Source organism: Terriglobus aquaticus (assembly GCF_025685415.1).
Taxonomy (GTDB): Bacteria; Acidobacteriota; Terriglobia; order Terriglobales; family Acidobacteriaceae; genus Terriglobus; species Terriglobus aquaticus.
In genome coordinates, this window is record NZ_JAGSYB010000001.1 from 2,896,991 (window position 1) to 2,920,059 (window position 23,069).

The 23,069-nt window shown below is 64.3% G+C and carries 20 protein-coding genes and 1 tRNA gene; 13 read left to right on the forward strand and 8 right to left on the reverse strand.

The features are described 5' to 3' along the window. Positions 1–55 precede the first annotated feature (55 nt). The 5 genes from OHL12_RS12050 to OHL12_RS12070 all read left to right on the forward strand — a co-directional run bounded on the left by OHL12_RS12050 (position 56) and on the right by OHL12_RS12070 (position 5,161). Positions 56–1,351 carry a 3-deoxy-D-manno-octulosonic acid transferase gene (locus OHL12_RS12050; protein ID WP_263414063.1) on the forward strand — a complete coding sequence of 432 codons (1,296 nt, stop codon included), beginning with the start codon at positions 56–58 and terminating at the stop codon, positions 1,349–1,351. Beyond that, on the forward strand, positions 1,348–2,415 hold the full coding sequence (gene lpxK, locus OHL12_RS12055; protein WP_263414064.1) for a tetraacyldisaccharide 4'-kinase: 1,068 nt from the start codon (positions 1,348–1,350) through the stop codon (positions 2,413–2,415). Before OHL12_RS12050 ends, lpxK begins: the two co-directional genes overlap by 4 nt. Continuing rightward, a complete protein-coding gene (locus OHL12_RS12060) occupies positions 2,412–3,572 on the forward strand; it encodes a glycosyltransferase family 9 protein (protein ID WP_263414065.1) in 1,161 nt (386 codons plus the stop codon). Before lpxK ends, OHL12_RS12060 begins: the two co-directional genes overlap by 4 nt. A 104-nt stretch (positions 3,573–3,676) precedes the next feature. After that, positions 3,677–4,279, forward strand: a complete 603-nt coding sequence (locus OHL12_RS12065) for a methyltransferase family protein (protein WP_263414066.1) — start codon at positions 3,677–3,679, stop codon at positions 4,277–4,279. A gap of 54 nt (positions 4,280–4,333) precedes the next feature. Next, a complete protein-coding gene (locus OHL12_RS12070; RefSeq protein ID WP_263414067.1) occupies positions 4,334–5,161 on the forward strand; it encodes a DUF3108 domain-containing protein in 828 nt (275 codons plus the stop codon). Positions 5,162–5,194: 33 nt separating this feature from the next. Here the strand turns inward: OHL12_RS12070 and OHL12_RS12075 are convergent, their stop codons facing one another. The 3 genes from OHL12_RS12075 to OHL12_RS12085 are packed head-to-tail and all read right to left on the reverse strand — an operon-like array spanning position 5,195 to position 7,947. Next, positions 5,195–5,599: a response regulator gene (locus OHL12_RS12075; RefSeq protein WP_263414068.1), complete on the reverse strand. Its 405-nt coding sequence runs from the start codon at positions 5,597–5,599 to the stop codon at positions 5,195–5,197. Between the two features lie 30 nt (positions 5,600–5,629). Beyond that, positions 5,630–6,538 carry a peptide chain release factor N(5)-glutamine methyltransferase gene (gene prmC / locus OHL12_RS12080; protein WP_263414069.1) on the reverse strand — a complete coding sequence of 303 codons (909 nt, stop codon included), beginning with the start codon at positions 6,536–6,538 and terminating at the stop codon, positions 5,630–5,632. 41 nt (positions 6,539–6,579) lie between these two features. Further along, complete coding sequence (locus OHL12_RS12085) at positions 6,580–7,947, reverse strand: glycerate kinase type-2 family protein (RefSeq protein ID WP_263414070.1); 1,368 nt, start codon at positions 7,945–7,947, stop codon at positions 6,580–6,582. A gap of 148 nt (positions 7,948–8,095) precedes the next feature. On the opposite strand from OHL12_RS12085, the gene OHL12_RS12090 reads away from it, so the two are divergent. The 3 genes from OHL12_RS12090 to OHL12_RS12100 all read left to right on the forward strand — a co-directional run bounded on the left by OHL12_RS12090 (position 8,096) and on the right by OHL12_RS12100 (position 10,595). Next, positions 8,096–9,331 (forward strand): alpha/beta hydrolase family protein, encoded by a 1,236-nt coding sequence (locus OHL12_RS12090; RefSeq protein ID WP_263414071.1) that lies wholly within the window; start codon positions 8,096–8,098, stop codon positions 9,329–9,331. Then, on the forward strand, positions 9,328–10,416 hold the full coding sequence (locus tag OHL12_RS12095; RefSeq protein ID WP_263414072.1) for a Gfo/Idh/MocA family protein: 1,089 nt from the start codon (positions 9,328–9,330) through the stop codon (positions 10,414–10,416). The genes OHL12_RS12090 and OHL12_RS12095 overlap by 4 nt, the downstream gene beginning before the upstream one ends. 102 nt (positions 10,417–10,518) lie before the next feature. Beyond that, positions 10,519–10,595: transfer RNA gene (locus OHL12_RS12100), tRNA-Pro, on the forward strand. A 116-nt stretch (positions 10,596–10,711) separates the two neighbouring features. On the opposite strand, the gene OHL12_RS12105 is transcribed toward OHL12_RS12100, so the two are convergent. Together OHL12_RS12105 and OHL12_RS12110 are read right to left on the reverse strand one after the other, a co-directional pair. Next, complete coding sequence (locus OHL12_RS12105) at positions 10,712–12,304, reverse strand: hypothetical protein (RefSeq protein ID WP_263414073.1); 1,593 nt, start codon at positions 12,302–12,304, stop codon at positions 10,712–10,714. A 49-nt stretch (positions 12,305–12,353) separates the two neighbouring features. Then, positions 12,354–13,175 carry a Yip1 family protein gene (locus tag OHL12_RS12110; RefSeq protein WP_263414074.1) on the reverse strand — a complete coding sequence of 274 codons (822 nt, stop codon included), beginning with the start codon at positions 13,173–13,175 and terminating at the stop codon, positions 12,354–12,356. A 90-nt stretch (positions 13,176–13,265) separates the two neighbouring features. Here OHL12_RS12110 and OHL12_RS12115 point away from each other — a divergent pair, with 90 nt between their 5' ends. Further along, positions 13,266–14,552 (forward strand): glycosyltransferase family 87 protein, encoded by a 1,287-nt coding sequence (locus OHL12_RS12115; RefSeq protein WP_263414075.1) that lies wholly within the window; start codon positions 13,266–13,268, stop codon positions 14,550–14,552. A gap of 10 nt (positions 14,553–14,562) precedes the next feature. After that, positions 14,563–15,663, forward strand: a complete 1,101-nt coding sequence (locus tag OHL12_RS12120; protein ID WP_263414076.1) for an ATP-dependent DNA ligase — start codon at positions 14,563–14,565, stop codon at positions 15,661–15,663. A 22-nt stretch (positions 15,664–15,685) separates the two neighbouring features. On the opposite strand, the gene OHL12_RS12125 is transcribed toward OHL12_RS12120, so the two are convergent. Both OHL12_RS12125 and OHL12_RS12130 read right to left on the reverse strand, forming a co-directional pair. Beyond that, positions 15,686–16,561: a septal ring lytic transglycosylase RlpA family protein gene (locus tag OHL12_RS12125; RefSeq protein ID WP_263414077.1), complete on the reverse strand. Its 876-nt coding sequence runs from the start codon at positions 16,559–16,561 to the stop codon at positions 15,686–15,688. Next, positions 16,558–16,779 (reverse strand): hypothetical protein, encoded by a 222-nt coding sequence (locus OHL12_RS12130; RefSeq protein WP_263414078.1) that lies wholly within the window; start codon positions 16,777–16,779, stop codon positions 16,558–16,560. Before OHL12_RS12130 ends, OHL12_RS12125 begins: the two co-directional genes overlap by 4 nt. 331 nt (positions 16,780–17,110) lie before the next feature. Between OHL12_RS12130 and OHL12_RS12135 the strand changes: the two genes are divergently transcribed. Beyond that, positions 17,111–17,983, forward strand: a complete 873-nt coding sequence (locus OHL12_RS12135; protein ID WP_263414079.1) for a hypothetical protein — start codon at positions 17,111–17,113, stop codon at positions 17,981–17,983. Between the two features lie 151 nt (positions 17,984–18,134). Beyond that, positions 18,135–18,593, forward strand: a complete 459-nt coding sequence (locus OHL12_RS12140; protein WP_263414080.1) for a Fur family transcriptional regulator — start codon at positions 18,135–18,137, stop codon at positions 18,591–18,593. A gap of 19 nt (positions 18,594–18,612) precedes the next feature. Here the strand turns inward: OHL12_RS12140 and OHL12_RS12145 are convergent, their stop codons facing one another. Beyond that, positions 18,613–19,350 (reverse strand): ZIP family metal transporter, encoded by a 738-nt coding sequence (locus tag OHL12_RS12145; RefSeq protein ID WP_263414081.1) that lies wholly within the window; start codon positions 19,348–19,350, stop codon positions 18,613–18,615. Between the two features lie 342 nt (positions 19,351–19,692). Between OHL12_RS12145 and OHL12_RS12150 the strand changes: the two genes are divergently transcribed. Continuing rightward, the gene (locus OHL12_RS12150) at positions 19,693–23,004 is read left to right on the forward strand and encodes a TonB-dependent receptor (RefSeq protein WP_263414082.1); all 3,312 of its coding nucleotides are present in this window, start codon (positions 19,693–19,695) and stop codon (positions 23,002–23,004) included. Positions 23,005–23,069 lie beyond the last annotated feature (65 nt).

A 23,069-nucleotide genomic window follows, 5' to 3' on the forward strand; every position in this document is an offset into this window, starting at 1 on the left:
TCGAGCAGACGACGGCACCGGCCTTACAGCGGTACATTGAAGCAGTCTGCCGCTTATGATCCTGTTCTCCTTTGGTCTGCTGCTTGCGCTTGTGCTCAGCGCCCCGGTTTGGGGCTGGCGCATGCTGCGGCAAGAGCGGTACCGGAAGGGGATGCGGGAGCGACTCGGTCAGGTGCCACAGCGGCTGTTGACCTGCGTGCAGGGCCGCCCGGTCGTGTGGGTGCATGCGGTCAGCGTGGGCGAAACCCTGGCGGCCGAGCGCATGGTGCGGGAGTTAGCCGCAGCCTTGCCTGGCTACGCCATTGTGCTTTCCACTACAACGCCGACCGGGCAGCAGGTGGCGCGCGAACGGTTCGGCGCAGACCGCGTGTTCTATTACCCGCTGGACTTCGCCTTTTCCGTGCGAGCCTACCTGCGTGCGCTCAGGCCGTCGCTGCTGGTGCTGATGGAAAGTGAACTCTGGCCGCGCATGCTGCACGAGTGCGCGAGCGCGGGTATTCCGGTCGCGGTTGTGAATGCGCGAGTTAGTGATCGCTCCCTGCCACGCTATCGGGCGCTGCGCGCCGTGTGGAGACCGCTGCTGCGCAAGATCTCTCTCCTGCTGGCGCAGAGCGAATCGGATGCTGAGCGTTGGGAGAGCATCGGCGTTCCGGCAGACCGTGTGCGGACCACCGGCAACCTGAAGTACGACACCGCGAACGATCCTTCTTCGCCGCTTGCGGAGTTGGTGCGCCGGAGCCTGCCGGAGGACGCGCGCGTTGTAGTTGCCGGCAGCACGCACCCAGGGGAAGACGCGCCCGTGCTGCGCGCCTACGCGGGCGCTGCCCGGCAAAGCCAGGTTTCGAGTGTGCTGATCCTTGCGCCGCGCCATACCGAGCGCAGCGCCGATGTGCACGCCCTTGCGACGGAGTGCGGCCTGGAACCCGTTCTGCTGAGTGAGTGGCGTTTCAGCACACAACCGCTGCAGGATCACGCGGTGCTGCTGATCGATACGGTGGGCGAGCTCGCTTCGCTGTACGCGCTTGCCACCTGCGCGTTCATCGGTGGCAGCCTGGTGAATAGCGGTGGGCATAACCCACTTGAGGCAGCGCAGTTCTCAGTTCCGGTCGCAACCGGACCGCACTTTCAGAACTTCCGCACCATGCTGGAGGGCATGGTTGCGCAGAACGCCATCACGATCGTTCCAGGCGAAGACGCCCTGGAGCAGTGGTTCCTCGGCTTTCTGCAGCAGGAAGACGAAACCGACGACGAGGCCGGCGCGCGTGCGCGGGCCTTCTACGAGCAGCAGCGGGGCGCAACCGCACGTGTGATGGCAGCGCTGGTACCGCTGGCCACCCGGACGCGCACGTGACGGCGCGACGTCCCATGCTGCTGCCGCTGGTGCCGCTCTACCGTGCGGGGCTGGCGCTGAAAACCTGGCGCTTCGACCACTCTCGGAACGTTGCGCGCGAATTGCGCGATCCCGTGATCAGCGTGGGCGGCCTGTCCGCCGGCGGTTCGGGCAAGACGCCATTCCTGATCGCGCTGGCGAAGCTGGTCCGCGAGCTTGGCTATGCTCCCAATGTGCTGTCGCGTGGTTACGGCCGCACCACCAAGGGTGTGCTGCGCGTGAACCCGCAGGGCACGGCCGCGGAGTTCGGAGACGAGCCGCTGCTGCTGGCACGCACCCTGGGCGCTCCGGTGTACGTGGGCGCGGAGCGTTATGACGCAGGCCTGCTCGCCGAGACGGAGCTGCCCGATTTCCACCGCGCGATCCACCTGCTGGACGACGGATTCGCGCATCGTGGGTTGGTTCGCACCATCGACATCGTGCTGCTAACAGAGGAGGACGTTCGTGACCACCTGCTGCCTGCGGGTAATTTGCGCGAGCCGATCTCTGCGCTGCGCCGCGCGGATGTGGTGGTGCTGCGCGCAGCGGAAGCAGCAGCGTTGCAACCGGTACTGGAAGAAGCACTGCGCGGCGCGGCCAAGCCGATTCGTACGTGGACCATTGAGCGCCGGATGACGCTGCCCGCGACCATGCCGTCTGCACCGCTGGTGTTCAGCGCGATAGCGCGACCTGCAGATTTCGAGAGCATGCTTGCAAAGCGCGGCGTCGCTGCGGCCGCAACACACCGATTTCGCGACCATCACCGTTACTCGCAGTGCGACTTGGATACGCTGTTGCACAAAGCCCGGCAGAGCAGGGCGGGCGGCTTTGTGACCACGGCGAAGGATGCCGTGAAGCTGGATGCCGCGATGCTGTCCGCCTTGCGAGCGCACGGCACTCTCGCGGTGGCCGATGCCGTGGTCACGTTGCGGGACGAAGCACGCTGCGCCGAAGATTTGAAACATCTGCTGCGCGAACGCACACGCCTGGCGAAGCACATCGTCGGGCCGAGACCAGGAACGACGCTGCGCGAGAGGCCGCGATGAAGCCTTTCGGACAGACCGCTTTGCAACGCAAAGTGGACACCGGCACACCGCGTTTCCTGATCGTGCGCGTGGGTGCCATGGGCGACGTGATCCACGCCCTGCCCGCCGTCGCCATGCTGCGCGAGGCGTTACCGCAGGCGCACATCGGCTGGGCGATCGAGCCGCGCTGGTTGCCCTTGCTGTGCACGGAGGGTACCGCCGCGCGCGACCCAGACTGCATGCCGCTGGTGGATTCGGTTCACCGGGTCGAGGCCAAGCAGTGGAACAGGCAGCCCGTCTCGCTCGCAACGTTGCGCAGCATCCTGGCACTGCGCCGCGAGTTGCGCCAGCAGCACTATGACATTGCCATCGACTTGCAGGGCACGCTTCGCTCTGCCGTGATCGCACGCATGAGCGGCGCGCGTGTCGTGATCGGGAGTGCAGCACCGCGCGAAGATCTGGCGCGTCGGTTCTACAGCAAACGCGTGCCTCGCGCTGCGACCCACGTGGTAGATCAGGCAATGGAGCTTGTGCGGGCCGCTGTTCCGGCCGCGAAAATTACGTCCGAGATGCTCCACACCCTATCGGGACCGTTGCTGCCGCGAGACCACCAAGCCGAGGCAGAGTGGGAGCGCCGACGCGAGGAACTGTGTGAGCAGCGGCGGCCCGTTTTGTTGGCCGCGACCGCTGGTTGGGGCGCGAAGGAGTGGCCGCCCGAAAAGTTTGCCGAGCTCGCCGCTGCGCTGGTCAACCGAGGGGAGTGCGTTTTGCTGAACACGCCGCCTGGGCAGGTGGACGCGGTGACGCAGCGGGTGCTGGACACCGTTCGCACGCGATCTCCTGCAGAGGCGCGGCATGTTCACGCTTTCGACGCGACGCTGCCGATGCTGATCGCTGCAACCCGATGCGCGAGGGCTGTGATCGCCGGCGATACCGGTCCGCTGCATCTTGCGGAAGCCGTCGGCACGCCAGCGCTCGGTCTGTTCGGACCGACAGACCCAGCGCGGACGGGGCCTCGCCGTGACAGTATCTGCCTGCGCGATGCGACGAGCGTAACGGATCATCGGCGCCACGCCGCGACCGAGGCCGGTCTGGCCCGCATGCCCGTCGGTTCCGTGTTCGAGGCCTTTGTGTCGCTAACCCAGCAAACACGCGAGCGCGAAACACGTAGCTGCTGAGGGATGTTGCGAAGCAACGCAGGACGAGTTGGCGGCTGGAGGCGTGATAATAACGTTGCCGCGAACCTTCGCGAGCGCCACACTCGAAAGGTTCCGCGCAAGTTTTGAAAGAGAGCTGGGTTGCCGATAAGAGTTGGGCCGAGCGTGCCGTGCGCCGCTTCCGTGTGCCGCTTGGGTTCCTGTTCGCAATCGCGTTCCTCGTCTTCGCGCGGCCCACTGTGCTGTCGCTGTTTGCATCGTTGCTGCTTGTGATTCCGGGGCTATGGCTGCGCGGATACGCCGCCGGCTACGTGAACAAGAACGCCGAAATCACGCAAACAGGCCCCTACGCCTGGACGCGCAATCCGCTTTACCTGGGCAGCCTGCTGGCGGCCACGGGCTTTGTCAGCGCGGGACGCAACCTGTGGCTTCTGCTGGCGTTTGTTCTGCTGTTCGCTGCCATTTATGGCCCGGTGATCTGGTCGGAGGAGCAGTTCCTGCTGCGCCGCTTTCCGGCTTATGCCGTGTACATGCGCGCAGTGCCGCGGCTCTTCCCAAGCCCGTTTCGCCACCTGCGCACCGATCGCGCACACCCGGGCGGTGGGTTTTCCCCGGAGCGCTACCGCAAACACCGCGAGTACAATTCTGCGATAGGTGCCGCTGTGCTGTACGCGGTGCTGATCACGCTGTTGCTGTTGCGTCAGCACGGAGTGCTTCCCGGGCAGTAGCACGGACCAGGGCTCATCCCGAGCCCAGAAGCGAAAGGGGCCAAACGAGTCTTGTTGCAACTGTGCCGTCGCCGGCTTCTCGCTTCGCTGTGCCTGCTGACGTGTGCTGCAGCAGCGCGCGCGCAAAGGGAAGGCATACCGCCCGCGACCGCGCCGCCGGTGCTGCCTCCCACGGCGGGCTACAGCTACCCGCAGCACCAGACGTTGACCTACACGGTAGATTGGCGCGTGTTTACGGCCGGCCGGGTGCAGTTCCAGTTGGACCAGCAGGGCGGACTCGCCCGCGTGCAGGCCACGGCGGACACCGTGGGCGCGACCAACATGATCTACCAGGTGATCGACCGCTTCCAGTCCACCTTCAATCCGCAGACGAACTGTTCCGGCGGCTTTACCAAGCAGACCCAGGAGGGCCGCCGCAAGATCCAGAGCGAGCTGGTCTTTACGCCGGGTGCGGGAGCGCCGCCGACGCGGCCTGCCGGTGCGCTGGGCACGCAGGCTCTTACCGAGCGCAACCTGATCAAGGGCACGTCCAAGCAGCAGCAGGGTCAGATCCCGGCCTGCTCCATCGATTCCCTGTCCGGCATCTTCTACGTGGGATCGCAGAACCTGCAGATCGGCCAGGACCTCCACCTGCCGCTGGCCGACGCCATGCGCACCGTAGGTGTGACGGTAAAAGTGGAGGCTCGCGAAGAGGTAAAGACGCCCGCCGGCACCTTCAACACCATTCGCGTGCAGCCCACCGCAGATGCGGGCGTGGTGAAAAACCGCGGCACCATCACCATCTGGTACACCGATGACCCGCGCCACATCCCGGTACAGATCCGGGCCAAGCTGTTCTGGGGAACTCTGACGTTTCACCTGCAATCGCAGGAAACGCGCTAGCCCCGTCGGCCGCTTTAAGCGGCTCCCTCCCGCCTACCTGTGCCCTCGCTCTAGGTCTTCCTCATGCTCCAGCAACTCACTACTTTGGTTGGGGAACAGGGTCTGCAGCGCCTCCAGCAGCTTTGGCGGAGAGAAGTTGTCGATCACGGCATCGGGAGTGCGCGGTCCAAGGCTCAGTCGCCCGTCGCCAACAATGATCAGCTTCACGTCCGGCGTCTGCCCCAACGCTTCAAGCAGGCCCAAAGCGTGCGTGTCCAACAAAGCTCCGTTCACGATCAGGGCATCCACAGCCGGGAAGCGCAGCAACGTGCTTACCGCCTCTTCGCAGGAGTAAGCCGTAATCACGTTGTACTTTGCAGTCTCCAGCACCAGCTTGCGGCTGGACAGACTGCGGGCGTGCTCGGGATCAACCACAAGAAAACAGGGACGTCGTTGCACGCGGAACCTCCAGGATGTACGGGAACCTCGCTAGTGTCTCCGAGCCGATACGACGCGCGCAATCCCCTGAAGGTCCGGGCGAACCTGCACTGCATGAAATCCTTTCCGCAACGCCTCCAGAATCCAGGTCACCTCGCCGCCGGTTTCCATCAGCAGCAGGCCTCCCGGGCAGAGGCGGGCGTGGGCCTCAGGGATGAGCCTGCGATAGACGTCCATGCCATCATGCCCGGCGAACAGGGCCAGGCTCGGCTCGAACTCGCGCACCTCGGCGTGCAGCGTCGGCGCATCCGGCAGAGGGATGTAGGGCGGGTTCGACACGATCACGTCAAAGCAAGCGTCGTCGCGCAAGTTCGCAAACAGATCGGACTCCAGGAAGCGAATCCGTCCCGCAGCGCCCAGCCGTTCCGCATTGCGCTGGGCCACCAAAAGCGCCTCCCGTGAGATGTCCAGGGCGGTCACCTGACTCCCCGGCAGTTCCAGCGCAAGCGTCACCGCCAGAGCGCCGGAGCCGGTACCCACGTCGGCGATGCGCAACGCGGCGTTGCGGTCCGGTACGGATTCCAGGACTGCGGTGACGATGTCCTCGGTCTCCGGCCGCGGGATGAGGACATCGGGTGTCACCCGGAAATCGCGGCCGTAGAACTCCTGGGAGCCGCGCAGATGCTGCATGGGCTCGGCTTTTAACCGGCGCTGCACCAGCTCGGATAATCGCTCCTGCTGGGCAGAGGTCAGAGCGGCTTCCGGATGCGCCAGCCGCGCAACACGCGACGTGCCGGTCGCGATTTCGACCAGTTGCGATGCATCCAGCCGGGCGCGGTCGCGAAGATCTTCGCGGATGCGAAGCTGCTGCTCGGCCCAGAGCTCTGCCTCACGCAGGGTCATGCGGCCCGGAGTCGCCGCCGGGCCAGAAGAGGTGCTTTCGGTAGCCTCCGGATTCATGCCATCAGCGTAACGGACGCACTCGCTGCCGGCTCCACGGCTCAACGCAGGATCATCCGCAGATCGCGGAGGTTCAGTCCCGTAGCGCCCGTCTCGATCGCGGCACCCATGCGGCGCAGCAACGGATGCGCAGAAAACCGGCCTAGGGCCTCGAGCGCGCGATGCCGCGCCTCGGCAGAGCGGAAGTCAGCCGACGCGATCACGGCGCCGGCGGCTGGGCTGTTTCCGTCGATGCCATCGGAGCCGCACGAGAGCACGGCGATGTCGCCGTCCGACTCCGAAAGGCGCGTGGCAGTCTCCAGCACAAAATGCTGGTTGCGGCCGCCGGACGCGCGGCCCTGCAAGCCGGGCGGCAGTCTGACCACCACCTCACCCGTGCTGATGAGGCATAGGCGGCCTGAGCCTTTCCCTGACCGGTCCTGCTGTGACTGGAGACTCCGGAAGCGGTCCAGCAGGTACTGCGCTGCTTCGGCGGCGGGCCAGTCGTCGGGCGTGTTGTCGATCACGGCGGAGTAGCCGCGTTCGCGCGCTGCCTGCGCCGCATGCTCGGCCAGATCGGCCTGGCTGAGTATGAGCAGCGCATTCGGGTCGAGGTCGCCGGGCTTGGGCGTCTCGGGCAGGCTTTCCCTTTGAAAGAAGGCCGTAACACTGGCCGGCAAGTGGCCGCTTAGATCGTGTTCGCGAAGAATCGCCCGGCAGTCGGCGACAGTGCTGCGATCGGGCAGTGTGGGACCGCTGCTCAGCGCGTCCAGTTGTCCCGGCGGAACATCGCTCACCAGCAGGCTGATGCTGCGCAGGTGGCGGGCGGCAAGCGCCAGGCGACCACCCTTGACCGCGGAGAAGTGCTTCCGCAAGGCATTGATCTGCACGATGGGCGCCGCGCTGTGCACCAGCGCACGGTGGAACGCAGCGGTGTCCTCGACGCTAATGATCGGGTCCAGCGGCAGTTCCACCATGGCGGAAGCGCCTCCGCTGACTAGGAACAGGCACAACGTCCCTTCGCTCGGTGGTTCGTCGTGCAGCATTCCGAGGATGCATTCCGCCGCGTCTCTCGAGCGTTCGTCGGGCTCTGGGTGACCGCCGCGGAAGTACTGGACCGACGCGGGCAGCCAGGCTGGACGATCGGGCGCGACCAGGACGCCGCTGATCGTGCGTCCGCCCACGATGTCCTGCCGCGCAAGCACGGCTCGCAGCATGGGGCCGGCCGCCTTGCCCATGGCGATCACTAGGATTCGGCGGACCCCATCCATTCGCAGAACGGCACGGTCACCCTCGAAGAGGTCCGCTGGCCCCGTAAACAGCTTGTCTGCAAGCGTGTCTCCAATAGAACACCGCTGCAGGGCCGCGTGAAACAGGGCGCGAGCGTCCCGCTGCAGCGCAAAGCACGTTGACCCCGCCGATCGTGCCATCGCTCTAGGATGCAGCGCGAGCGCCTTGCCTGTCTTCTCGCTCTCCGGTCTCCCTTCCGGCGCAGACCGGCGTCCTACACTAGGAAAGGTGCGCGCGACCAGGTTTGCCGACGGCGCGCCACTCGCCGTAAGGAGTTGCTGGAGGGAAATGATCGGTCGATTGCACGGTTGGAAGCATGTGGTCCGGGGATGCCTCGCGATGTGTCTTGCGGTGAGCGCCTCAACGCTGCGGGCGGCCGCACCGTCTTCGGAACAGGGGCGACCAGGCAGCTTTCACGCCGGGGTTCAGGCGCTCGACATTCACCCGGGCGGCGCGCGCAACTGGCGCGGCGCCACTGCCGGCGTGCTGCACTGCATGGTCTGGTACCCGGCGGACGCCACCGCGACAGAGAACCCGCAGGAGTTCGCGCCGGCCGGACTGCCGCCGCTGTTTCACGCCGGGATCGCGGCGCAGAATGCCTCGGTGGCGCGCAGCGTCGAGAAACTGCCGCTGGTGGTGTTGAGCCACGGCCTGGGCGGCAGTGCGGACCAGTTTGGCTGGCTCGCCCCTGCCCTGGCGCGACGTGGGTACCTGGTGCTGGGTGTGAACCACCCCGGCAACAACACGCTGGAGCCCTACACCGCCGAAGGCGCCCTGCTGTGGGGTGAGCGCGCGCAGGACGTGTCGGACGCAATTGATGGCCTCCTGGCCAACGCGACCTTTGGCGCGCATGTGGACACGGCGCGCATCGGTGCCGTGGGCTATTCCCTGGGCAGCGAAACCGTTCTGGCGCTGGCCGGCGCGCGTGTCAACCAGCAGCGCTTCTTCGATTACTGCCTGCAGCACCGCGAAGCTGCCACCTGCGGCATTCCTTCGGTCAGCAACGCGACCTCGCCGGCGGAGCTGCTGGCTGCCGTTCGGGCGAGCAGTGCCGAGGCCCTGGCTCACGAAAGCGATTCGCACCGGGACGCCCGCATCCGCGCCGTGTTTGCCATGGCGCCGCCGCTGGGCGAGGCGTTCTCTGCCGACTCCTTCGACTACGTGAATGTGCCGGTGACCCTGGTTGCTGGCGCGGCCGACACCCTGGCTCCGCCGGCCAGCAACGCCGAGCGCTTCGCTAACTGGCTGCCGGGCGCAAAGATCGCCGTGCTGCAGGGCGCTGGTCACTACACGTTTCTGGACACCTGCACACCCGAGGGTGTGAGTGTGGCTCCGCAGTTCTGCCAGGATCCGCCCAGCGTGAACCGTGACGCCGTGCACACCAAGACGGCCGGCATGGTGCTCGCATTTTTCGACCGGACCTTGCAATCGCCGGCAGGCTCGCCGGCCAGCCCGGGCAGCAAGCCGGTTCCCTCAGCCATGCTGCCGATGTCGGAATCCGCAGCCAGAAAGTCGCTGCGATGAGTAGTGCCTCGGTCGTTCCGCTGCGCGTCGCCGTGGTGGGATGCGGCGCGTTTGGCCGCAATCACCTGCGCGTGTACCAGACGCTTGCTACCTCCGGCGTGCCGGTGCAGGTGGTCGCGCTGGTCGATCCGAATCCGGGCGCGCGCGAACTGGCTGTGCGCGACCACGGCCTGCCAGCCTTTGCAACGGTGGCAGATCTGCTCGCGGCGAACCTCAGCCTCGACGCCGCAAGCGTCTGCACGCCCACGGTGCACCACGCGGACAGCGCCGTTGCGTTGCTGGAGGCGGGCGTCGACGTGCTGATCGAAAAGCCGATCGCACCCTCGCTAGCCGATGCCGATCGCATTCTCGCCGCCGCGGCCGGGCATGCGCGCGTGGTGCAGGTGGGTCACCTGGAACGCTTCAATCCTGCCGTGACTGCGGCGCTGCCGCTGCTGCACCGGCCCATGTTCTTTGAGGCGCACCGGCTGTCTGTCTTTACTCCGCGCTCGCTGGACGTGGACGTGGTGCTGGACTTGATGATCCACGATCTGGATGTGGTGCTGGCGTTGGCCGACTCAACCGTGCGCGAGGTACGCGCCGTGGGCCTGCCCGTACTCTCGCGCGAGGTCGACATTGCCAACGCGCGCGTGGAGTTTGAATCCGGAGCCGTGGCCAACTTTACGGCGTCGCGCGTCTCCACGGAGCGGGTGCGCAAGCTGCGCTTCTTTCAGCCGCACCAGTATCTGTCGCTCGACTTCGCCCGACAGGATCTGCTGATGATCGACGTGACCGCTGCCGCATCGCTCACCCCACAACAATTGGAAGCGTTGCTGGCTGGCAGCGGTAAGAGTGAGGTCGCCGCGGCGGAGGCGAAGCCGGATAGACCGGCGGGAGCGGAGCATCCCTCGGCAGGCCTGTCCCTGCGCAAGGTGCCCACAGAACCGGGCGAGCCCTTGCGCCTGGAGATTGAAGCCTTCCTGAGCGCGGTTCGCACCCGCGAGACGCCTCGCGTCAGCGGCGCCGCCGCACGCGATGCGCTGGCGTTGGCCCTCGCCATCCAGGACAGCATTCGCGATCATCGCTCTCGCAGCGGCCTGGTCTAACCAAGCTCCGCGTCACGAAGAACGCCTTGCGCTGCATGCGGCGGCAGCGTCGGTGCGGAAACTTGGCGCATGCCGCAAAGCATCTTCTAGAATGGAAGCAGTCGGGGCGTAGCGCAGCCTGGTAGCGCATCTGCTTTGGGAGCAGAGGGTCGGGGGTTCGAATCCCTCCGCCCCGACCATTACTCTCCACGTCTTAAGGCTGGGCAGCAGTTTTCCGCGCTTGCAGAAGCCAAGCTTCTCGCGCTGGTCCCACTTGCTGACCGGGAACAACCGGTCTCGCGCATAACGAGGATGGCTACTGAGGCATTCGCGCGCCGCGGCGTTGCAGGATGCGGTAGGCATAGGGCTGCTCGGGCCGGCTCCACAGCCGAAGTGGCTGCACCGGGTGGCGCTCCAGAAGCACGTCGTACTCCGCCAGTGTGTTCTGCATCCACGGCCAGCCGGTGTACTTGTCAAAGGTTCGCGCGCCCGTGAAGCAGTTGCTGTCCGTGAGCACAACGATCTGCGGTGGGCGCTCAGTCCACTCCTGTTGCAGCAGTGCGCGCTGTTGCTGCACGACAGGCTTGCTGCCGTCCAGCAGGTAGCAGTCGTAGAGGAAGCCAGTGGTTTGCGTCAGCCGCGCTTCGTACATGGCTCCAATGCATGGGCCCGCCGTGTCCAGGCACTGCACTCGCCGGTCGAAGGGCGTAGCGCCGCGTGCGACCAAGTCGTGTCGCAGATCCGCATAAGGGTCCGCGTGGCTGAAGTGCGAGCTCCGCATCAGAAACACCGCCATCAAAACGATGGCACAGCCCAGCGCAGCCAGAGTCGCCGTGACTGAGAGGCGAGGCCGCACCGTTGACTGAGAACCTTGATTCGGTGCGATGTCCAAGTCCTGCAGCACCGCCCAAAGCCTCGATCCGCACAATAAGGACACCCAGAGCAGAAACGGGTAGCGCTGATAGGGAAAACCCTTGCCCTGGATCGCGTACGAGACCAGCCCGGCCGCCGCACCTAGCGCGAATAGCGTGTCCGTGGGCATCCACCATATGCGTGCCCGAGTGCATGCTGCCAATGCTGCAAGCAGCAGGAACGGCAGCACCGGCGACCACATGTGCCCCAGCAGAAACCCGATTGAGCGGCGCTCCAGACTGGCGTGGTAGGCGATCAATCCGCTGAGGTCGTGCAGAAACGCGCCTGTCGCTCCGAAGTGGTGCAGGTACGCCGCGCACAGCAGCACAGGCACACAGCCGCCTAGAATCGCGGCCGCAACCACGGCAACGGATCGCCTTGCCGCAACCCCCTTCCGCCCGGAAACGCAGAGCCAAACCAGCACAGCAATCGGGAACAGGATAGCCGGCGGCTTGATGCACGCCGCCGCCGTGCTCAGCGCGCCAAAGAGGCCTGCTATCCCAAACTGCCGAAGCTGCGGCCGCGTCTCCGGCGAGGTGGACGCGTCGCAGAACCCGCCGCCCAGCAGAGCGCAACCGGCCGCAACCTGCAACACCGTTACCAGCAAGTCGCGCTGGCCGGCCATATGAATGCCATCCTGCAGATGGACCGTGGCGAACAGCGCGCCCGCGAACAGGCCTGCGGCAGAGCCACGGCTACGCAGCATGTGCCAACTGCATGCCACCGCAGCCAGCACCAGAAATCCGTCATACAGCCGCCAGCCTGCAGCGCCAGCGCCGAACACCGTCATCGCGGCCTGCTCGCTGATGTAGGTCAGCGGCAGGTTCATCTCTGCCACATCACGGTACGGTGCGAAGCCGTGTCCTGTGAGCCACACCACGTAGTGCATCAGCACCGAATCGCCCACCAGCGGCCAGTGGCTCCCAATCGCAAACGTGGCCAGCAGCGAGACAAGGCTGACCGCAGCCAGCCCTGTTTCGATCAAGCGTCGCCTCATCCGTTCCACGATACCGGGTTCGACTCGCGGCGCGGACGCACCGGGGTCATCAGATTGCCGCGATCCCCGCCTTGACCAGGATGAAGAGGAGCCATACGCCGAAGACCATGGCGAGGCTGCTCGACCTCTTCACGCGCGCGACGATCGCGCCACCCAGCCCCAGCAGAAAAGCCTGCCAAATGCTGAACACGTCGATAGAAGAGAGCAGCGACTTCAGAAACGGCCCGGTGCCTGTAGGCAGGTAGTACCCGATGTTGGTACCTGCCATGTTGTTGATGTTGAAATTTTCCGGGTCGCCTGCAAACAGCGTCGCGATGATGATGGCGTAGAACAGCAGCGCTGGCAGGGCGGCATACATTGCGACCGCGAACATTCCCGGATAGGTTGAGCTGCCGCCCAGGATGAAGTTGCAGCCCACCCAGATCAGCAGCGCCAGGAAGGCCGGGAAGATCAGGAACGAGATCGGGCCTGAAAACAGGCCTACCCGCATGAAGGTGCTGGTCATCTTCATCGCTCCGACGCGCTGGTCGGCTGGCATGTTCTCAAACTTCGCTGCCTGCGATGAGTTGTTTCGAATAGCGTTTTCCGCCAGCGTGTCTGGTCCCACGCGCTTCTGCACGGCTGCGCCGAATACGAGGCTGCAAAGCACAAGCAGGATGTACGGCAGCCACCACGAACGGTTTCGACGGATGTCCGCAAAGGTGCGGGACGGCGCGAAAAAAGTGTCGATCACGCGTTGCCCCTGGCTGAGCGGCGGCACCGAGTCATACTCATCCTGCCGCGGTGGGATCACACCAGGGCCGTACGTGAGAGGGGGAACAGCGGCGGTTGCGACAGGTTCAGGCGAGGACACAAACTGCGGATCGGACATACACGTTCTCCGTCGTTTCCGGATGGATCTTGGTGGATGCACCGGATTGTAGCGCGGCGCACATCGCGCGGTGAGAACATAAAGACACCCATGGATTTTGAGCATCCTGAATCGCACGACAAACGCCTGCTCTGGTACGCGCTGGGCTCGTTCCTGCTGGTTAACGTCGGCATCTGGGCGGTGTACCACTTGCTCCATCTGGGCAGTCCCGCCAACATGAAGGGCGACTGGATCAGCTTCGTGCACGTGCGGCAATGGACTGATTCGTGGCTGCCCATGCTTAAGTCGCTGGACTACTTTCACGACCATCCGAACGAGCCCATCTACTACGCCAAGCTGTACGACACGCTGATCTATCCCCTGCCGTCGCTGCTGCCCATGGTGCTGCTGCGCAAGATCGGCCTGCAGCCGCATGAACTCCGCATCCTCGCGGTGCTGAGCTGGCTGGCGTGCTGGGGCGTACTCGGGTTCTCGCTCCTGCTGGCGCGCGTGGAGCTGCGCCGTCGCGGAGGTTCGCTCTCGTTCGCTTCGGTGCTTGCAGTTGCGGTGATCTGGGCTGGGTTTTACCCACTGTTCAAGGGGTATGCGCTGGGCAATGCAAGCACCTTTCTGTCGTGCGCCTTTGCCGCGCTGCTGTGGGCCTGGGCGCGCGGATCGGAACGCGCAGCGGGCGTGCTGATCGCCGCGATGACGATGGTGAAGCCGCAGTTCGTTCTGCTGGTGGTGTGGATGGCTCTGCGGAAAAAGTGGGGAGCGCTGGCAAGCTGCCTGATCTTCGCCGGTGTGCTCTTTGCCATTTCGTTCGCGTACTTCGGCGCGCACAACAACCTGGACTACATCGGCATCCTCGCTTCGCTGAGTCACAAGGCGCAGTCGCACTTCGCCAACCAGAGCATGTTTGGCACGCTGAACCGCATGACCTTCCACGGCGAGAACCTGCCGTACCATCCGTTCGTCTACTCGCCCAACATTCCGTGGATCTATCGCGCCACGGTACTCACTTCCCTGCTGCTGACCGCGCTTGGCCTGTTCTTTCCGTGGGGCAAGTTGCGTGGATCAGCGGGTGACCTGGGCGCGATGACAATCCTCAGCGTCGCCGCCTCGCCCATGGCCTGGGAACACCACTACGGCGTCGTCTTCGCCGTGCTGGCCTGGGCATGGTTCGCGTATGGAGCGTGGCAGGTGCGGCGGCCGTGGCTGCTGGCACTCGCGGCGTTCCTCACCTGCAATGCGCTCAGCCCGATTCACCAGTTCCTGTCCGCAAAGGTGGGCTGGAACGTGCTGCAGTCATACCTGTACTTCGGCGCACTGCTTCTGGTCTTTCTGCTGATGCGGCTGGCCCGCAGCGAAACGCGCGGCGAGCCCGTGCGGATGTAGGCTTGCAGGCATGGCTTACCCCATCCAGCCACCCGTGCTGCCCATGCTCGCCAAGCGCATCGACGCGATTCCGACCGCGCCCGGCTTCCAGTTTGAGCCGAAGTGGGATGGCTTTCGCACGATCATCTTTCGCGATGGCGACGACCTGCTGATTCAGAGCCGCGACGGCAAACCGCTGGATCGCTACTTCCCAGAGTTGCGTGCCGCGCTGCTGGAGCAACTGCCCGCGCGCTGCGTGCTGGATGGCGAGATCGTCATCGCACGCGCCGACGCGCATGGCGGCACCGCGCTCGATTTCGACGCGCTGCAACTCCGCATCCACCCCGCCGCCTCGCGGATCAAGCTGCTGGCGGAGCAGACGCCGACCAGCATCGTCTTCTTCGACCTGCTTGCCCTGGACGATCGCGACATGCAGCAGACGTCCTTCGCCGAACGCCGCCGCGAGCTGGAGCAGTTGCTGCGCGACGCAAAGCCACCGCTGCACCTGACACCGGCGACCGAGGACATCGCCGTTGCCGAGGACTGGTTTCGCCGCTTCGAAGGCGCGGGCCTGGACGGCCTGATTGCGAAGCCGCTGGACGGGCTGTATGCGCCGGACAAGCGCACCCAGTTCAAGGTGAAGCACGAGCGCGATTGCGACTGCGTGGTCGCGGGTTTTCGCTGGCACAAGAACGGCGAAGGCACGCACGTGGGCTCGCTGTTGCTGGGCCTGTACGACGATGCCGGCGCGCTGCAGCACGTGGGCGTGTGCGCCAGCTTCACCGAGGCGAAGCGCCGGGACCTGGTCGACAAGCTCGCGCCCTACCGCAAGAACGCACTCGAGAACCACCCGTGGGCACATTGGTCAGGCTCCGACGCGGACACCTCGAGCAACGCGGAACAGCGCGTGCCCGGAGCCAAGTCACGCTGGAACCAGCACAAAGACCTGAGCTGGATCGCGTTGCGGCCGGAGCTGGTGGTCGAGGTCGCCTACGAACACATGCAGGGCAATCGGTTTCGCCACCTGGCCCACTTTCGCCGGTGGCGCACGGACAAGCCGCCCGCCGCATGCACCTACGCGCAACTGGAAGTGGTGCCGCCACAGGAACTGATGGAACTCTTCGGCCGCTAGGCTCGCGGCATCGGGAAGAAGCCTAATCCAGCCGCACGAGGTACGCCTGCGCATCCGGCTCGGCCACTCGAATGCTCTGCGCGATGGCTGTCGCGTGAGCACGGTCGCTACTGACGGGATTGATGCGGACCCACATCCCCGTAGCCCCCGCAAACTCGATCACCTTGGCCGAAGTGCTGTATTGCCGCGACAGGTCGGCGCGCAATCTGTCGGCGTTCCCCTGGTCCACAAACGCACCGACCTGCACGCACCACCGTCCCGTGGGCGAAACATCGGGCCGCATCTGCAGGATCTCGATGCTCACGCGCGCGACGCCCATGCGGTACACGCCCGATGCCTTGGCCGCGGCGGTGGAAAGATCCAGCACACGCCCGCGCACAAACGGACCGCGATCGGTCACGCGCACGTCCACCGTTTGTCCGGTGGCAAGATTCGTCACACGCAGCAGCGTTCCCAAAGGCAGCGTGCGATGCGCCGCGGTCAGGCTGTTGCCGTCGTACACGTCACCATTCGCACTGCGATGTCCGCTGGGTGCATACCAACTGGCCAGGCCCGTCTCAACCCTGCCGGTCGGAACCGCGTTATCGTCGGTGCGCGGAACGGTGCGGCTGGGCGGCGCGGGCGTGGGCGTGCGGCGCGCGGAACCTTCACCTGCCGAAGGCGAACGGCGCACCGGTGGCGGAGCAGGGTAGGTGTTGCGGCTGCGCTGCACCTTTTTGTGGCATCCACTCAGCAGCAGTACGAACATGGCCAGCAACACGCCCGCCGCCGTGCGGAGGCGGTCGGCGCGGACGTGCCACGAGTGTGTTGCGTCAGGCGTTCGCAGGTTCGCCGCAGCGTCAGCGCAGGGCGCCACCAGCTTGTGGTGTTGCTGGCCCTGCGCACACCGGCCGGTCACCGCCGATTGCCCTGCTCCATCTTTTCGGCAAGGGAACGCAGACCTTCCGAAGCGGATCGGAGCGCGACGGAGCTATGCTTGCGCACGTCGGGAACCACCTCATCGTTCAGGTAGCGGATAAGCCGCTGCAGTTCCTCGTCCGCGCGTGCGGCGGCATTGCGCAGGTCCTGCTCGAAGTTGCTGCGTGGCGCGCCTGTGGGCTGGTCCGGTCCGTTCATGTTAGTGCCTCCTCGTGTTTGCGCCGCACACGCGACCAGCGGGCACAAAATTCCGATTGCAAGGGAAGCGTAATCCACAGGCAGGAGCCGCCGCTACGGCACGAGCACCACAATCGCGTGCACAGTGCCGGCCTAGATACGCCGGGCAACCGCGCCGGATACGGTGCTGCTGCGACGAGAAAATCTCTTTCCCGTCGCGTCAGGATCACGGGTTCCGATTCTGCCAACGTCTGCAGAGGGCCGTTCCTATGGTGAAAATGCAACGGAACCGCGACGGCACGACTCCAAAGGAAAACGAACGGCAACACTTTTGCTCGAAGGACCCTGACCTATGCGCCCTGCGCTTTTCTCATCTTTGTGTGCCGCCGCGGTGTGCGCAATCTCTATTCCGGCGATCGCCGCGTGCCAGGCAGATTCCGCAGCAAGCGCACAGGCCGTCGATCTCAGCACGCCCCATGCTGCCGTGAACGCTACGCTGCTGGCGGAAGCAACGGCCGCACCCGCGTTCTCTTCCAGCGCTGCGATGGAGCCGTCCGAAGCCTTGTCTGGTCTGCCCGACGCACCCAGCGCCACCCTTGATGGCGCCGCAGAGGGCCAGTCCGCCTCGCCGCACCTACCCGCGCCGAATCAGCCGATCGCCCCCAAGTACACCATCATCATTCTTCCCGGGCAGGGTGCGGTTCCTCTTTCCGCAGGCAGCAAGGTCGCCTTTGCGTTTCGGCAGGAGGTAAGCCCGTTCACGATGCTCAGCCGCGTGCTTTCGGCCACATGGTCGCAGGCCATCGATTCGCAGCCGCACTACGGCCAGGGTTGGGGTCCATACGGGCAGCGTGTCGGCGCCTCGTTTGCGCGCGGAGCCGTGCAGGATCTGGCGACAATGGCCGTGTTCGATCCAATCTTCCGAGACGATCCCCGCTACTACGTTCTGGGCCGGCAGCATAAGTTGATCAACCGCGCAGTCTACGCGGCCACGCGTGTCCTGATTACACGGACTGACAGCGGCCACAACACGCTGAATGCGCCACTGCTGCTGGGCTACGCCGCTGCAGCCGGAGCGAACATGGCGTACTACCCGCAGCGCGACCGCAACTTCGGTGATGCCGCAACCGGCTACGCCGGGTCGTTGGGCGGCAGCGTTCTGGGCTTCGAGGTGAACGAATTTCTGGATGATGCCCTGCGGCTAGTGCACTTCCGCCACGACTAGCTCGACGGGTGCTAGGTTTGCCACCTGGCCGGATGCAATCGTAAACAGCACGGCGACGCTTTGCAGGCCGGGTCGACCTTGCCCAGCCTGCTCACCCGGTGTCGCAATCAGCTAATTGCAAAGCAGATCGCAGTACAATCGAACCAGTCCTATGCCGCAGTCCAATGCATTCACTTCCGGCTCGACCGCTCTGCGTGACACGCCGGAAGCTGACCAGGGTTCCACCCTTAGCAATGCCGCAGCGGTCCGCAATACCCGCCAGAAAGAGGCGATCCGCGCGGCCATTCTGGCCGCCGGCCGACCGCTGTCGCCGGAAGAGATTCTGCAGGCGGCGCAGCGTGGAGTCCGAACTCTGAGCCTGGCCACGGTGTACCGGAACATCGCCAGCCTGCAGCGGGACGGCTGGCTACAGGCAGTCACGCTCCCAGGCATGCCCGCCCGGTACGAGGTTGCAGGCAAAGCGCACCATCACCACTTCCACTGCAACGAGTGCGGCAAGGTGTACGAGATGGAAGGCTGCGGCTTTGAGTTCCACGCCAAGCTGCCGCAAGGCTTCACCGCCACCGCACACGAGCTGTTCCTCTCTGGCCGGTGTGCTGCCTGCCATTAGGCGGCTAACCTTCTGCGACCTATCGCACACCCAGTAAGAGCCTGTTTGCCAGGTAAATCAGCCCGACCCCGCTGAGCACGCACAGCATCACGTAGGTCCGCGAGGCGGTGGAGCGACGCACCTCCGGCAGGAAGTCGCTTGCCGCCATCTGTATGAAAAAGCCCGCAGCAGCGGCCAGCATGACCACCGAACTGGTGACGCTGGAAAACCAGCGCAGCGCAAACAGGCCGCCCGCAAACGGCGCAATCGCATCCGCCAGCAGAAATCCATAGTCGACGGACCTGGGCTTCTTGCCGCCGGTGGTCAGCAATACCGTGTTTACGCCGTCTCCCAGATCGTGGGCGGCAATGCCCACCGCCACGGCGTACCCCGCCGGATGCGACGCAGCAAAGGCCGCTCCGATCGCCATGCCGTCTCGAAGGCTGTGGAAGATGAGCATGGCGCCGCCGATGTGCCCGGCGGAGACGCGTGGTAGGCGCCCATCGCCGCGTGCAGCCAGACTGTCTAACACCGATTCGAGGGCAAAGAATCCCAACAGGGAGAGCAGGGCGACCATCGTCACCTGGCTCACCGGGTGACCGGACGCGCTTCCCAGGACGATCGCCTCGGGCAACAGGTCAAGAAATGCCGCACCCAGCAGCAGGCCCGCACCCAGCGCCAGCAGCAGGTGCAACCAGCGCCGGAAACGCACGGCCAGCAGGCCGCCAGCCAGAGTGGCAAGAACCGGAAATAGGAAGAGCTCGAACGGAATCGCCACTAGGAATACGTTATCAGTAAGCCCCTACGGCCCGCCTGCTCCCGCCTTTGTGCACGAAGTCACCAGGTCGAGGCATTGCAGGCGCTCGTAACTGATCTGGTTCCTCTAGGCCTTTTGCCCGCCTAATCTGCACTCCGCGCGGTGCTCGGGGCCGAAAAGCCAACGAAAGTCGGCGGTGGCAGTTGCAACGACAGCGGCAATAAGACTAGAGTGTGAAAACTTCACCTATTTTGCGGTTTTGTCGTCGCCGAAAGGCTCGCAGGCTTTTAAAGCCATGCGGCTCCCGTATTCGGACGCGAGCGCCCCGTCGCGTCTCCAGAACGTTGTTGGAGGTCCCGCTGTATGTTGTCGAAGTCGTTGCAGTTCAGCTTTGTAGCCCCGCTCGCCGTTGTGTGCACCCTTGCCGGTGCGCAAACCTTCCGCGGAACCGTGACCGGAACCGTCCGCGACGGCTCAGGTGCAGTGGTGTCCGGCGCTGCGGTGGAGCTTAGTAACCCAGCTACAGGGACAACGCTGCAGAGCAAGACGAATGGCGCGGGCGTCTACAGCTTTCCGGAGATTACGCCGGGCCTCTACAACCTGACGATCACCTCTTCGGGGTTTGCAAGCAAAACGATTGAAAAGATCGACGTGCAGGTGACCAAGGTTGTTTCGCAAGACGTGACGCTGAGCCTTGGCGGTGAAAGCACCGTGGTCGACGTGGCTGCCAATGCAGCCGTGCAGACCGACACCGAATCCAGCGCTCTGGTCGCTGTGATCGACAGCAAAGCGGTGCAGGACATGCCGTTGAACGGGCGCGACTTCACCCGTCTAACGCACTTTGCGCCTGGAGTATCCGCACTGACCAATTCGGTCAACGGCCAGCGCACCACCTCGATCAACTTCCAGGTGGACGGTGCGGACAACGTGGACTCCTGGCTCGGTATCGTTGCTTCGAACCAGGGCGGGATCGCCAGCGTTGCCGGTGGCCTGATCCCGATCGAGGCCATCGACCAGTTCTCCATGCAGGCTGGCGGCGAAGCCGACCAGGGCCGCAACGCAGGTGCCAACAGCAACATGGTGCTACGCAGCGGTACGAACAAGGTTCACGGCGACATCTTCTACTACGACCGTAATGAGTTCTTTGCGGCTATCTCGCCGGTGAACGCTCCGAATTCGAAGAAGAACCTGCTGCGAAATCACCAGGGCGGCTTCACGCTGGGCGGACCATTGTGGCGCGATCACACTTTCCTATTCGTGGCGGGCGAGTTCCAGATCGCTAAGATCAACACCGCCATCGTCGACACCGTGCTGAGCGATCAGTGGGTTGCGGCAGCAACGTCGTTCATGGCGAACCCGGCTTTCCGCCGTACGCCGACCCAACTCAGCCAGAATCTGTACGGCCTGCTCTTTCCGAACTCGACGAAGGTTGCCGCCGCGGCCAGCAACAATTTCCTGCCGCAGGGGCTGTCCAACTACAACAGCTACAACGGCATCATCAAGCTGGATCACCACTTTAGCGATCGCCACACGCTATCGCTCCGCTACCTAGGCACCACCGGTACGCAGACCGCGCCGACCTCATCTTATTACGCGGAATATTTCCAGACTGCGCCGATGCACATTCACAACTTCAGCGTGGTGGACAACTACACCTTCAGCCCCAAGGTGCTGAACCAGTTAACGCTGGGCACCAACTACTTCCTGCAGACGTTCAATGACGCCGACCAGAGCTTCAATCCCGGCACCAACGCGGGCCTGAACCTTGGATTGTCCGGCATCATCGCCGCCGGTGCGCCGACCATCTCCATCAATACCTTTGACATCACTGGCGCCACGCAGCCCTCCGGCCGTATCGACGTGACCGGCCACATAACCGACACGCTGCACTGGACACTGGGAAGGCACAACCTGAAGTTCGGCGGCGAGTACCGCCGGATGAACGTGAACTTTAAGTACTATTCCAACTCACGCGGCAGCTTTACCTTTGACGGGACGCGCGGCCCCTGGTTCACGAACACAAGCACCGGCCGCCAAGGCACCACGTGCAATGCTGCGGCTAACGCTGCGTACAGCTCTGTGGTCGCGCAGTACGGTCTTAGCACCAGCCTGGTCACCTGCGCTCAGCTCGCGTATGTCTCGGACTTCCTTGCAGGCACACCTTCCAGTTCGTCCGGTGCCAAGCTGCTGAACGGCAACCTGCAACGCGTGTACTTGCTGAACACCGAGGAAGCCTGGGCGCAGGACGACTTCCGCGTCAACAGTCACCTGAACTTGAACCTCGGCCTGCGCTATACCGTTCCAGGTGTGGTGAGTGCCGAGCGCGACGATGTGTACAGCTTTGTACCGGGCAGCACTCCTGGTTTCCAGAAGGGACTGTACAACAACTACTTCTTCGCGGTCGCGCCTCGCGTGGGCTTCTCCTACTCGTTCCACAATGACAACTCGACCGTGCTCCGCGGATCCTGGGGACGCTTCTTTGACGTGCCGGGTGCGTACACCTACGTGTACGGAACCAGCACCAACGGCGGTGCGTCATACGCGCAGAACAACCCCGCCGGTCCGGATGCAGCGGTGGTGTACATCAACAACAACCTAGGACCGTGGCAAGTGAACGTGAACCCGTTCGTCGGCACATCTGCACCGACGGTCGGTGCAGTCGGTGTCGATCCGAACATCAAGATGCCGTACTCCGATGTCTTCAGCTTGAACGTGGAGCAGCAGCTCTCGAAAAACCTGCTGTTCACCCTGGGATATGTGGGCACCGAGGGTCGCCGCCTGCCCATGCTGATCGACCTGAACCAGCCACGTGCTATTGGCACGGGTGCTTACGCTGCGCGTCCTTACGCCAACGTCACCAGCTTCACCAACGAGAACGCGGCGTTCGTGGGCACGCAGTTGCAGGGCATCAACCAGTTGCAGGGCGCGGCCTCGTCCAACTTCAACTCTCTGCAGACAACGGTGCGCGGAGCGAACTACAAGGGCCTGTCGTGGGTCTTCAACTACACGTGGAGCAAGTCCATGGACGACGGCTCGTCGCCGACCACGCCCATGAACAGCTACAACCTGCACCAGGATTACGGTCTGAGTACGTTTGACGCACGCCACGTAATCAACGGGAACATCTTCTACACCGTGCCCACACTGGTGCGTTCGCTGCAGCGCCTGACCGGCGGCTTCCAGTTGAACGCGCTGTACACCTACTCCAGCGGTCTGCCGCTGAATCCGCTGGTTAGCGGAGACAACAGCAAGACCTTTCAGTTGAAGGATCGCCCGAACTACAACCCTGCGGTGAACCCGTACACGGGCCTCGTCCTCAACACCACCACTTCGACTGCACGGTCGTATCGCTACCTGCAAAATAACGGCGCCTTCACCGTTCCCACGGCAGGCACCTACGGCAATGAGGTTCGTGACTCATTCATCGGACCGAACTTCCGCACGATCGACTTCTCCGTGTTCAAGCGCACCCCGGTCACCGAGCGCGTCAACACCGAGTTCCGTGCCGAGGTGTTCAACATCTTCAACTTCAACAACTTTGCTGCGCCGTCCGTCTCCAACATCACCAGCGGCAGCTTTGGCACGATCACCAATACCCGCAACGGTGCCAACGCACCTGGGATTGGTTTCGGCGAGCCGTTCAACGTGCAGTTTGCCTTCAAGGTCTCGTTCTAGCTCCGCCTGGCGAGAACCGGCCCGTTACCGTTCCACCGCGGTAGCGGGCTTTTTCATGCAGTGCC